Source organism: Aquimarina intermedia, from assembly GCF_008124785.1.
GTDB classification, from domain to species: Bacteria; Bacteroidota; Bacteroidia; order Flavobacteriales; family Flavobacteriaceae; genus Aquimarina; species Aquimarina intermedia.
In genome coordinates this window covers 119,908-132,960 of record NZ_VNHU01000007.1, presented here as the reverse complement: position 1 = coordinate 132,960, position 13,053 = coordinate 119,908, and the positions used below count along the sequence as shown (strand labels likewise).

Genomic DNA, 13,053 nt, shown 5'->3' with positions numbered 1-13,053 from the left:
TTATGAATAAATTATCCATAGGTATTATCCTATTTTCTATAGCTACATTAGGAAGCTGTAAGAATACTACTGATACTAACGCTGCTACCGTTGTCAATGATCAAGAGATTGCCGAATATTCACAAAAAATGAATGCTTGGTTCGAAGAACAGTTTCAAATAGAGCTAGCCGATTCTCCAATGATGCAAACATATCTGGGAGTCAAAACAAAGGATTATGGCAGTTGGGATGATATTTCCACCCAACGAGAGGTTGCAGATTTAGAAAAGACAAAACAACGTCTGTCGTATCTCAAAGACTCAGTAGATGTAGCAAAACTGAACGATGAAACGCTTTTGAGCTATACCTTATTAAAGCAGGATTTGGAAAATGAAATTGAAGATTTTGAATATCGCTTTTATACCTACCCTGTAAATCAAATGCATGGGATGCAGGCAGAAATCCCGGCATTTTTAATTAATATGCATCGTATTGCTGACAGTACAGATGCTAAAGCCTATATCTCCAGACTCAATAAGATTGAAGGATTATTTAATCAACTGGTTGAAAATTTGAAAATTAGGGAAAAGAACGGCATTTTACTTCCCAAATTTGTTTACACTAAGGTATTAGGTGATAGTAAAAATATCATAACCGGTAAACCGTTTGACAACTCAAAAGAAGAAAGTACCTTATTAACAGATTTCAGAACCAAACTGGAGACCTTAAAGTTGGACAAGCAAAAAGAGGATGCATATCTGAAAGAAGCAAAAAAAGCTTTAGTTAGCAGTGTAAAACCCGCCTATCAAAAGTTGATAGCTATGCTTGAAGATCAGCAGCAGCGAGCTACAACAGATGATGGTGCTTGGAAATTTCCAAAAGGGGAGGCCTTTTATAATACTGCCTTAAAACGTACGACAACCACAAACATGACTGCCAAAGAAATTCATGAGTTGGGACTAAAGGAAGTAGCGCGAATTCATAGCGAAATGAAGGACATCATGAAGCAAGTAGACTTTAAAGGAACATTACAGGATTTCTTTAAGTTTATGAAAGAAGATAAGAAATTTTACTATGCTAATACCGAAGAGGGCAAAAAAGCATACCTGGATGAGGCAACAGCTTTGATCAATACCATGAAGGGAAGATTGGACGAATTGTTTATAACAAAGCCCAAAGCTGATATCGTAGTGAAAGCTGTAGAACCTTTTAGAGAAAAAAGTGCAGGTAAAGCTTTTTATCAAAGAGGAACACCGGATGGATCACGCCCGGGTACTTATTATGCCAATCTATATGATATGGAAGCGATGCCAAAATATCAAATGGAAGCGCTGGCATATCACGAAGGAATTCCCGGTCACCATATGCAAATCTCAATTGCTCAGGAATTGGAAGATATTCCGAAATTTAGAAAATTTGGGGGCTATACCGCATATATTGAAGGATGGGGATTGTATAACGAATACCTTCCAAAAGAAATCGGAATGTATAGTGATCCGTATTCAGATTTTGGTCGCTTAGCTATGGAGCTGTGGAGAGCTTGCCGTTTGGTAGTTGATACAGGAATCCATGCTAAAAAATGGACACGGGAGCAAGGGATTAAGTATTATACAGAGAATACTCCGAATGCAGAGAGTGATGCGATCAAAATGGTAGAACGTCATATTGTAATGCCAAGTCAGGCAACAGCGTATAAAATAGGAATGAATAAAATCCTTCAGTTGCGAAAAATGTCTAAAGAACAATTGGGCGAGCAATTTGATATACGAGAATTTCATGATGTGGTTTTAACCAATGGAGCTTTACCATTAAATGTTTTAGAACAACTTGTAAAGGATTGGATCGATACGACTTTGGCTTCAAATACTAAAGAAGAAGACGCTTAGTAAGATTTAAAGTCTTAATAATTATAAAAAAAGAGGTCCTGTTAGACCTCTTTTTTATACAATAATCCTATATAAGCAGGTCTATTCGATTACGTAACAGTAAAAGTTGAGTTTTACTAATTTCTGAAGAAAAGAACTGTCTTATTTATCAAGTAAATTTCTAAATTGATAAAAGAAACGCTCGATAAGCCTTAGATCTTCGGTAATAATTTCTACCACACCTCTCATTTCTTGTTTAAACTGAATCTCTTTGCCATAAGAAGTAATCAAGGTATCAGGTAACTCAACATCAATAAGGTATAAACCGTCTGCATTAGGTAGGAGAGAAATACTTTTTACAGTACCTGTAAGCATTCCAAATTCATTATCCGGATAGTTTTCTAACTTTATATTCGCCACTTGACCCACTTTTATTTTCCCTGAATTTTGGGTTGGTGCTGTAATTTTAGCAATATAGGACGAGTCTTCTGCTGGAATCACAATAAAAACTAAGTCTCCGGCCGTTACATTTTGATTTATTGTCCAATAATTTAAGAAAGATACATGACCGTGAATATTAGATTCGAGTACATATGTCTGTTCCCAATCTTTGATGTTTTTTTTAAGTTGATCAAAGGCTTGTAATACGCGTTTGTATAACGCTATTTCTTCTTTTCGCTGATTAATTTTGGTTCCTTTAGAGGTTTTGGTGGCATTGCTTATACTTTCAGTAATTTGTGATAACTGAACGTTATTATTTTCATAGTTTCGTTTTGTTTGTAAAAAGTCCAATTCCTTATTTTCGTATTCCTGAGCAGAAATTACTCCTTTAGCAAAAAGATTCTTTTGACGTTCCAGATCTTTCTGTTTGAACTCTAATTCAGCTTTATTGATGTTCTTTTGTGCTTTTAAACTCTCAAAGCGGCGGTACAACTCAGACAGTGATATTTTATTCGCTAAAGCTTCATTAGAAAAAGGTTGCAGCTCCTGATTTAGGATATATTCAGAATAACTGTTTTCAAAAAGAGCAAAACTCGTCTCAATATCTCCTAAGAATAATACCGGCAATTCATCGATAGGAAAGGAAAACCGTTCTTTTGTAATACTAATAGTATCGATAATGGATTGTAATAAAAAAACATCTTTATAGTTGGCGCTATTCTGTAGTATAGCCAAAGGTGTATTTTCAGGAACCAACTGACCGTCTTCTACTAAGATGGCTTCAAGTTTACCTGTAACCTTGGCATATTCTTTTTGTGGCGGTATTTGTGTGGTTATGATAGCTTCAGCCGGAATGACATCCGGATATTTGATTAACCAGGATAGAAAAAGCAATAATAGCACCAGTATAAGGATAAGTGCATTACCCCAACGGATCATCCAGTGAGGCACTCTGGTTAAGATTTCTTGTACCTCTTCGCTTCTAAGTTGTATTGTATCTAATTGATCTGACATTTTTTAAAGCTTTTGCGGTTAGTTCCCCAACTCCAATTGATTTTTAACTAAATTGAAGTAGCTACCTTTTTTGGCTATAAGTTCCTGATGATTTCCCACTTCTACAATATGTCCATGTTCTAAAACTACAATTTTATGAGCATTTTTTACAGTGCTCAACCGATGGGCAATCACCATCACGGTTTTGTCTTTAAAAAATTGATCAAGTTTTTCCATAATCACCTTTTCATTATTCGCGTCTAACGCGGAAGTAGCTTCGTCGAAAAACAGAAATTTAGGATCTTTATACACGGCTCTTGCGATAAACAAACGTTGTTTTTGTCCAGTACTTAAGCCTACACCTTCCATCCCTATCTTGGTATTGTAGGATAACGGAAGCGACTCAATAAACTCCTTTATATTGGCAACATCTACTGCATGAGCTAATTTAGTTTTATCTATATAATTATCTCCTACTGCGATATTATTAGCAATGGTATCATTAAATATATAGCCCTCTTGCATCACTACACCAAATTGATCACGCCAAGCTTTTTGCGAAATGTTTTGTAAATCGTGAGAGCCTAAGAATATTTTACCACTGTTGGGTTCATAAAACTTCAACAGCAATTTCATAAGGGTAGTTTTACCACTACCGCTAACACCAACAATGGCAGTAATTTTATTTGCAGGAATTGATAAATTAAGATCCTCCAATACGGGTTGATCACTACCTACGTACCTAAAACTTAAATCTTTGATGTCGAATCCGGCGTTTTCCGGGATATCTTTTATTTTTTGATCCTTAGAAACTTCTTCATCTTCTTTATTGTGAATTTCACCCAAACGTTCTAGCGATATTTGGGCGTCTTGTAGCTCTCTTAAAAAATTAATGAACTGTGTGATTGGTGCGTTTAGCTGTCCAACAATAGAAGTAATGGCTAGCATCATACCCAATGTAATTTCGCCGTCGATAACTAGTTTGGCAGAAAATACTGTTATCAAAATATTTTTAAGCTCATTAATAAAAGCAGAACCTACGCTTTGATATTGTTCTAACGCTAAATTTTCAACCGAAATCTTAAACAATTTAGCTTGAACGAACTCCCAGTTCCATCGTTTCCGTTTTTCGGCATTGTGCAGTTTTATTTCCTGCATGCCATTAACCAATTCTATCACTTTACTTTGTTCTTCACTAATTTGCGCAAAGCGTTTATAGTCAAGTTTTTTTCGTTTTTTAAAGAATAGAAGTACCCAAGAAAAATATAATACACTTCCGACGGCAAAAATCCCGAAAATAGCCAAACTGTAGTAGATAAGAACAATGCTGAAAACTAACAGGTTCACCAGCGAAAAAAGAACATTTAATGAGGACATGGTCAGGATACGCTCAATTCGCTTGTGATCATTAATACGCTGTAATAAATCCCCAGTCATCTTGACATCAAAATAAGAGATAGGCAAGTTCATTAATTTGATAAAAAAATCAGAAATCAGAGAAATGTTTATACGCGTACTAAGATGGAGTAAGATCCAACTACGCAAAACATCAATTAGTGTCCGTCCTATAAAAAGCGAAAGCATGGCAATAAGGACTAGATAGACAAAGTGGATATCTTGATTTTTAATCCCAACATCAACAATACTTTGCGTAAGAAACGGAGTGATTAGCTGTAATAAACTACCCGCAGTCAGTCCAAGAATGAGTTGGTAAATAAACTTACGATACTGTATGACATATTTAGAGATGAATTTGAAACCAAATTTTTCATTCTCCTCTTGTAACGTATCACTATAAAAATTGGGAGTGGGTTCTAACAGCAATGCGACACCTTCTTCGGTAGTTTCATCAGCATTATTACCAATCCAAGCTGTTATAAACTCATCTTTTGTATAGGTTATCAAACCATGTGCTGGATCAGATACGTAGATAGTAACCCCTCCGTTTCGAGAAGTTTTTATCTTATAGACCACTACATAATGAACTTTATTCCAATGCACGATACAGGGTAGGGGAGCGTCTTTCAATTGATTTAAAGAAAGCTTGACACCTAAGGATCTAAAACCAATCTTTTCTACTGCTTCACTTAATCCCAGAAGTGAACTTCCTTCTCTGGTAGTTTCGCTGAGCATTCGTAAGTTGGCTGTGTTAAGCACACGACCATAATGTTTTGCAATAATTTTAATACACGTGGGCCCGCAATCTTTCGATTCAGCCTGCTTGTAAAATGGAAATTTAGCCATTAAGGGAACTAGGTTAAGTTGGTTCTAACTGATAAATATGTTCACAAAGTAAGAAATTTCATTTGAATCTACTAAAGGTTACGTACAGGAACTATTCATAAAAAGCAAAAGAAGCGCATCTTGCGCTTCTTTTGATCAAAAAATATAGAAAAACGTTAGCTTACTGTGCAATTGACCAGATACTAAAACTTTTAGGTGGAGCCGTTAGGGTAGTGGTTCCGCTTAAATTAGTACTGGGATTGTCTTTAATATTATTGCTATAATCAATCAAAGTTTTATTTTTCCATGAAGTAGTAACCTCATGAGAAGCGATTTCAGTTCCTATGTTAATATAGAGTATTAGACCAGGATTACCATCGGTACCTTCTCTTTGCATAATATATTCGTTCTTCACAGCTTTCAGAATTTTAACATTTCCACTAGCTAAGCTATTACGAATTACTATTAAATTTTTGAGCTGTTCTTTAAATAACGGATTTTCATAATCACTATAAAATAGGGTTGGATACCCATCATGAGTCAGAATATACGCATGTGCCATCATTTTGTTAGCATAACTAATGCGATTATTCAGGTTTTCTTCTTTTTCTGTATCATGATTTGCAATGAATGTAACTGCTTTTTCAGGATAAATTTTACGAAGCATATTTTTAGATTCTGCAAGAATACTCAGATCCTTATCTCTATCCAATGCTTCTTCCAATCGATAGAAACAAGCAAAATCGAAGGCTGAAGATCCAGAGGCATCTACCCAATCCTTCAATGTATTGGCATTACCATCAAAATTCTCTCCGACAGAAAATCCACCTACTTTCTTATTCCACTCAGTAACAACTGATGGAGCAAAGCTTTTTACATAATCAAAACGCCAACCATCAAAGCCTAAGACATCCTTGTAAAAATTGGCAACGGAGTCATCACGAAGCCATAACCAGTCTTTTACATATTGCTGATCATGACAGAGATCTGTTTTTTCAAAGAATAAAGCTTCGGCATCATTGGCATGAATGGAGTTTGGATGAAAATGTTCATAAGACCGATTGAATTTACCGGAAGCATTTCCATTCGCTTCATTGAATAAACTATACACTTCTGTATCTCCAGGTCTATAAGGATTATCTTGTTGACCCCCTCCAGAGTTATGACCGAGAACAATGTCTGCTATCACTTCAATGTTATTTTGATGCGCTGTGTTTATCAAGCCTTCTAATTCAGCCCGAGAACCGAAACGGGTTTCAATTGTTCCATGTTGTTCAAATTCACCGACATCAAAATAATCTGATGGATCATACCCCATCGAAAAACTTCCGGATTGTCCTTTTCCGGGTGCCGGAAGCCATATACGATTAATACCCGCAGCAGACCAATCGGCTAATTTCGTTTCTACTGTAGTATACCATTCTCCGATAGGTTCAACATCCCAATAAAAGGCCTGCATCATCACACCCTTAGAATCTCCGTTGTATTGGGTTAAATCCAACTTGTTTATAGCGGTAGTTTCTTCTTCATTTGAAGCGTCATCATCACTAGAACATGCGTTAAAAACAAAAACTATTCCTCCCAAAAGAAGAATAGTTTTTGTAGTATATTTTTTCAAAAAATCTATCATGATATAACTTAACTTTTAGGTATAAGGATATAGCGACCGTCCAAATCATTGAACCAAATATCATATGTTCCTGCGATGACAGGTATTGCCGGTGGATCTCCAGCAGTGGTAGTAGTTCCACTAAGCGCAGTTGTACCACCCCAGTTACCCGGCCAATCATTACTATGTCTAAACTTCATAACACCGTCAAATAGCACTACATCATTTGCGTACCATATATGAGGGTTAAATGAAGACTGAACTAAATCTGCATCCTCGTTCCATCCCGTATCATCTCCTGTTCGAGCCGTACCGATATAACCAATAGTTGTATACGTTGGTGCTGCAGATGCGTCTATAGGATCCAATGTATAGGTTAGGTCCTCTGTATTTACCTGGAGACTATAATAACCTGCTGTACTTGTAGTAAATGCACCTGGATCTCCACCTAAAATATCACTTGATGTAAAGCTTCCGCCATCCAGCCCCCATTGTGGTTGCCAATTTCCTTTAGATTCCAGTAATTTGAATTCATTAGCATCAAAATACCCTGAAAAATAGTAAGTATTGGTGTTTTCGGCATCTCTGAATAAATAGGTGTTGGTTGCATTGTTGTTCCAATCATCGTTATTCGCGATTCCATCTTTATTTGTATCAACCGCATTACCTACAAAAAACAAGTCTCTAAGAAGTATCACTTCTCCGTAAGTAGTTACTGTAAAAATTACCGTATTAGAAACTAGCTTCTCTACTTGTGTTGTACCTATAGAAGAACTGACTCGAATTTCCAGATCACTTTGAGCATTAGGTTCTAAGCCTAGTTTTAGAATTTCGCTGTTTAATTCTTTTACCGTCCAGGAAAAAGAGGTTTCATTGGTTTGACCAACCACTCTTGAGGTTTCGAATCCTGTTGCTGCGACACCCATCTCGATAACATAATTTATCTGTGTAGCAACTCCATAATCACTAGGCTCCCATTCTAAGGTTATTGCCGTAGTGTCCACATCTGATTTTTGTAATACTAATTCAGAATTTGGAGTTTTGATTTGTAAAGCCGCATTTGGTTCAGCAATGATTTTATCATTATCATCTTCACAGGACTGTAATCCTGTAAAGAAAATTGCTGTTACCAAAAGAAATATTATTTTTTTCATTTGTTTTATTTTTAAATTTTTGAAAAACATCATCTAATTCAATTAGTAACCATCGTTTTGCTTTAAGCTTGTATTTGCATTGATATCTGATGAAGGGATAGGTAATAGATTGAGATGCGAAGAAGTTGAAATTCCTGCCGGTACACCACCTTTCCATGGCCAAACATATGAGCTGGTAGAAAATCTACCATACCTAATTAAATCAGTTCTACGATGTCCTTCCCAATACAATTCTCTCGAACGTTCATCAAGAATAAAATCTAAAGTTAACTCCCCACTTGTTATATTTCCACTAGTGTCACCATAAGCACGCTCACGAATGAGGTTTACATAAGAAACTGCGTCTGCAATAGAACCAGTATTACTGCGTAGAGCCGCTTCTGCATACATTAAATACACATCGGCTAATCTAAACATCGGAAAATCAACATCCACGAAATCTCCGGCTACATCAACTCCTGGGTTGCCATCTCTATCCACGTTTCTCCATTTTGTAATTGCATAACCATTTTCAAAAGTTCCAATGGATTCAATTTCTAAAGTTTGTCCGTCGGTAAAAAACAACGCTCTACTGTCAATATCTCCGGTTGTGTCCGGAAATTTATTCACAAATGCAGAGGTAGTTCTCAATCCGGCCCATCCACCATTGATTCCAAAATCGGCAGGGTTCATCTTACCACCTACCGGTGCGTGCGTCAAAAAGGTGGTTCCTCCAAAGTTTTGAGTTCTTAAACCATCAAAATTCGCTGAGAAAATAATTCCCTTTGACAAAAAGTTGTCGGCTAAAAACAAGTGTTGATAGTTGCTCTCAAGCGTATGACTTGTATTGATAACTTTAGCCGCATAGGTAACCGCATCAGCATAACGCTCCTGTCCGGTATACACCTCTGCATTAAGGTATAATTTTGTAAGTAGTGTCCAAACTGCACTTTGATCAGCACGGCCATACTCATTTTGCAAGGTTGCTTTTACAGTATCCTCAATCGCTAACAGCTCTGATTCTATATAGGTGAATAAATCTTTGCGTTCTATTTGTTCCGGAAAGAAAAATCCAACCTGATCTTCTTCAGTAACGAAAGGAACATTACCAAAAAGATCTATCGCATGCCAGTAACTTAAGGCTCTCAGAAATCTCGCTTCAGCAATTAATTCCTGAATATTTGCAGGAGTATTCTCTCTGGTTGAAGCTTGACGGATAAATTCATTACAAGCACTTATCTGAAAGAAAATACGATCATAAATATTCTGAATAAATGGATCGGCAACGGTCCAGCTTTGAGAATGAAAGTCAGCAATTGATCTATCAGCCCACCCGATTACGGCTTCATCGGTTGTAAGCTGCTGTGGTAACCAGTAAGCACGAATATATTGCGATTCGTTAACATCGGTATCAAAAAGATCAGTACTCTCTGTGCCACTTTGACCGGAAACAGATAAACCTGCATACAAACGAATAAGAACATTGTAGTAAGCATCTTCAGAACTATACAAATCATCGGCAGCAGTGATATCCGGATCCTCTAAAGCTACGTTGAGATCATCAGAACATGATGCCAATAAAAACATCCCTGTACAGAATAAGATTAAATATGTTTTATAATTTTTCATTGTATTAATTTTTTTCAATTAAAAATCTACGTTTACTCCAAATAAGTAGATGGTAGGTCTTGGATAGATGTTATTATCAATTCCGCCTTGGATTTCCGGATCTAATCCATCATAATCAGTTATTGTCAATACGTTTTGAACGGTTGCATACAAACGTACATTTCTTATTTTTTCGAAGAGGTTATTAAAATCATAACTCAACGTTACACGATCCAGTTTTACGAAGGATGCATCTTGTATGTAATAATCAGATAAGAAGTTTTCTGAAGTAAAATTACTTTCCAATACATTTTCAACCGAATTAGATAAAGTATTATCATAACGCAACATGTTATTATAATACCCCGTATTTGATTGTACATTATTATAAGCATAATTTCCAAAACTTCCTCTCCATGCCATGTTAAATCCCCAATTTTTGTAGCTCAAATCTGTATTAAGCCCTGCAAAGATCTCAGCGGCTGGTTGTTCGTGACGATAAAGATCGTCAGGATTAACTTGACCGTCATTATTACGATCTACGAACACACCTTCAATTGGATCACCGTTTGTATCATACACTTGTTGATAAACGTAGTAAGTAAAGGGTGTGTATCCTACCGAATGAATTTGAATATTGTTTCCTGTTCCTCCTGCAATACCTCCTTGTGGTATACCTATAAAATTAGGATCTTGAGTTGCGTATAGTTCACTTATTTCAGTATCAAAATAAGTAATATTAAACCCAATATTAAGTTGTAAATCATCTGTTTGAACAGGAATTGCGTTTAGAGAAAATTCTACACCTTTGTTTTCAATTACCCCAACATTAGCAGCTCCCTTGTTTGAAAGTCCTGATCCTGCAGGAAATGAAAGATTTGTAATTAATAAATCTTCAGTTTCTCTGTAATAGGCGTCAATGCTACCACTTAAACGATCATTAAAGAAACCGTAGTCTAAACCAATATTATAGGTGGTAGTTTCCTCCCATTTTAAGTTGTCATTGTAGGGGTCGGCTCTAAATGTTGTAACAAATCCATTACCTACTGGGTATTGAGAATTTTGATTACTACCGGTATAAGTTGGAATGTAGGGTAAGTAGAAACCTGTCCCTAAATCCTGTTGCCCTGTAATACCCCATCCGGCTCTTAATTTTAAATCAGATACTGTTGACGAATCTTCTAAGAAAGATTCATTAGAGATATTCCATGCAACGGCTGCAGCCGGAAAATTACCCCAACGATTATCCTCGTTGAATCGAGATGTTCCATCTCTACGATAGGTAAAAGTAAATAAGTATCTACTGTCATATCCCAGATTTACACGCGTGAAATAGGATTGTAGATTGAGATTAAGAAAAGTATCTTTTAATGTTTCAATCTCAGGATCCTGAATATTAGTGAAGTCTATTTGCTCGGTATGAAAATCCTGGTATTCATACCCTACCAACACTCCAAAATTGAGATTGTTAAATTCCTTCGTATAATTAAGAGTAGCATTTAGCAACTTATTTTCTTTCTCTTGAGCGTAAGTGTCTTGAGCAGATAAGCCTGTATTGAAGGCATAAGAAGAAAAATAACTCTGTGTCCTAACCTTGCTACCATTACTGGAAGTTTTGTCAAGACCTAGATTTAGGTTAGCTCTTAATTCTGGTAAGAAGTGAAATTTGTAATCAAATTGAATATTACTTATCGATTTGAAGGCGTTTGAAGAGTCATCCTGCTGCCTAAGCATTGCTACTGGATTTTTAGCAGCCAAAGTTATCGGGCTTCCATTAGCCTCAGTCCATTGATAAAAATTATCATATTGCGGAAAATCTCCGAATACAGGCTGCGTTGGATCAAAAACAATTGCAGCACCAATAGCACCGGTATCGGCAAAACGATTTTTGATCAATGCTGTTTTCGTGTTCAAATTGATCTTAAGGTGGTTTTCAAAGAATTTATGAGATAAAGCAGCAGAAAGCGTAGTACGTTCCAATGCCGACGTTAATAACACCCCTTCTTGATTATTATACCCTACCGAAGCGCGATACGTAAAATTTTCCATCCCACCAGAAAGACTAATGTTATGAGTGTGACTAATTGATTGCTGAAAAATTTCATCTTGCCAATCCGTATTAGCGGTACCTAATAATCCAATTTGCGTAGGATTACCTCGCTCGTTTACAACTTGTCTAAATTGATCGGCGGATAAGACATCGATACTCTGTGTTACGTCTTGTATTGAGATATTACTCTCATAGTTTACTCTTAAATCATTACCACTCGTACCTTTTTTTGTGGTAATTAAAATTACACCGTTGGATGCTCTAGAACCATAAATCGCTGTGGCAGAGGCATCTTTTAGGATTGTAAAACTTTCAATGTCATTCGGATTAATAATATTCAGAGGATCACGTAAACCGGCAATATCATCATTATCGATAGGTACTCCATCGATAATAAAGAGCGGTTTATTGGATGCATTTAAAGAAGCACCCCCACGAATACGAATGGTTTGAGCGCTACCTGGAGCACCTCCGGCAGAAGTTATCTGAACACCTGGGGCTTTTCCTGTTAACAAATCCGCAGGAGAAGTGGTTACGCCTTTGTTCAGTTCTTCGGCTGTAACCGTAGATACAGATCCTGTAAGATCCTTTTTTCTGGTAGTTCCGTATCCTATAAGAACTACTTGCTCCAGTTCGGCTGCATCAACCTCTAGAGAAACATTGATTGTGTTATTTCCGGCATAAACAACTTCCTGAGGTTTAAAACCTACATAGGAAAATGTGAGGATATCACCTTGGTTTACGTTGGTGATTGAATATCTCCCATCAAAATCTGAAGTGGTTCCGTTAGATGTGCCCTTTACAATTATATTTACACCAGGGATGGGTTGTCCATTGCCAGCGTCAGAAACGACACCACTAACCGTAGACTGTGCAAAAAAGCTCAATGGAATCAACCAAAAAAAGATCCATGAGCTTATAGTAAATGTTTTCATAAATAAAATGATTTGTTAATGTATGCTTAACTTATATTTCTACTTTCTGCTCACAATGTAGATAATTTCTATGTTAAAAATAGTTGCGAAAACGTTCTAGGGTCAACGCAAACGTTTGCGTGTGGAAAACTTTTGTATTTACTGTAAAATTTTAAGTAATAATTTATTCATATACTATATTTTCGTGCTTAAATTCAGGATTTATTAATTTGATATT

Annotated in this window: 7 protein-coding genes; 1 reads left to right on the top strand and 6 read right to left on the bottom strand. The window is 36.4% G+C overall.

Annotated elements, in window-relative coordinates:
• Positions 1-2 precede the first annotated feature (2 nt).
• Positions 3-1,865, top strand: coding sequence for a DUF885 domain-containing protein (locus BD809_RS11390; protein ID WP_148783098.1), 1,863 nt, complete (start codon positions 3-5; stop codon positions 1,863-1,865).
• A gap of 141 nt (positions 1,866-2,006) precedes the next feature.
• Here BD809_RS11390 and BD809_RS11385 read toward each other — a convergent pair whose 3' ends face one another.
• From BD809_RS11385 to BD809_RS11360, 6 genes are all read right to left on the bottom strand, one after another.
• The gene (locus tag BD809_RS11385) at positions 2,007-3,299 is read right to left on the bottom strand and encodes an HlyD family secretion protein (RefSeq protein ID WP_148783097.1); all 1,293 of its coding nucleotides are present in this window, start codon (positions 3,297-3,299) and stop codon (positions 2,007-2,009) included.
• A gap of 18 nt (positions 3,300-3,317) precedes the next feature.
• Positions 3,318-5,522: a peptidase domain-containing ABC transporter gene (locus BD809_RS11380; protein WP_148783096.1), complete on the bottom strand. Its 2,205-nt coding sequence runs from the start codon at positions 5,520-5,522 to the stop codon at positions 3,318-3,320.
• A 160-nt stretch (positions 5,523-5,682) separates the two neighbouring features.
• Positions 5,683-7,131, bottom strand: a complete 1,449-nt coding sequence (locus tag BD809_RS11375) for an alpha-amylase (protein WP_148783095.1) — start codon at positions 7,129-7,131, stop codon at positions 5,683-5,685.
• Between the two features lie 8 nt (positions 7,132-7,139).
• Positions 7,140-8,264, bottom strand: a complete 1,125-nt coding sequence (locus BD809_RS11370; RefSeq protein ID WP_170251869.1) for a SusE domain-containing protein — start codon at positions 8,262-8,264, stop codon at positions 7,140-7,142.
• Between the two features lie 42 nt (positions 8,265-8,306).
• On the bottom strand, positions 8,307-9,872 hold the full coding sequence (locus tag BD809_RS11365; RefSeq protein ID WP_148783093.1) for a RagB/SusD family nutrient uptake outer membrane protein: 1,566 nt from the start codon (positions 9,870-9,872) through the stop codon (positions 8,307-8,309).
• 18 nt (positions 9,873-9,890) lie between these two features.
• Positions 9,891-12,836, bottom strand: coding sequence for a SusC/RagA family TonB-linked outer membrane protein (locus BD809_RS11360; protein ID WP_148783092.1), 2,946 nt, complete (start codon positions 12,834-12,836; stop codon positions 9,891-9,893).
• Positions 12,837-13,053 lie beyond the last annotated feature (217 nt).

Coding starts and splice junctions, on each gene's coding strand:
- BD809_RS11360 (WP_148783092.1), bottom strand. CDS start 12,836: ATGAAAACATTTACTATAAGCTCATGGATCTTTTTTTGGTTGATTCCA.
- BD809_RS11375 (WP_148783095.1), bottom strand. CDS start 7,131: ATGATAGATTTTTTGAAAAAATATACTACAAAAACTATTCTTCTTTTG.
- BD809_RS11365 (WP_148783093.1), bottom strand. CDS start 9,872: ATGAAAAATTATAAAACATATTTAATCTTATTCTGTACAGGGATGTTT.
- BD809_RS11390 (WP_148783098.1), top strand. CDS start 3: ATGAATAAATTATCCATAGGTATTATCCTATTTTCTATAGCTACATTA.
- BD809_RS11370 (WP_170251869.1), bottom strand. CDS start 8,264: ATGAAAAAAATAATATTTCTTTTGGTAACAGCAATTTTCTTTACAGGA.
- BD809_RS11380 (WP_148783096.1), bottom strand. CDS start 5,522: ATGGCTAAATTTCCATTTTACAAGCAGGCTGAATCGAAAGATTGCGGG.
- BD809_RS11385 (WP_148783097.1), bottom strand. CDS start 3,299: ATGTCAGATCAATTAGATACAATACAACTTAGAAGCGAAGAGGTACAA.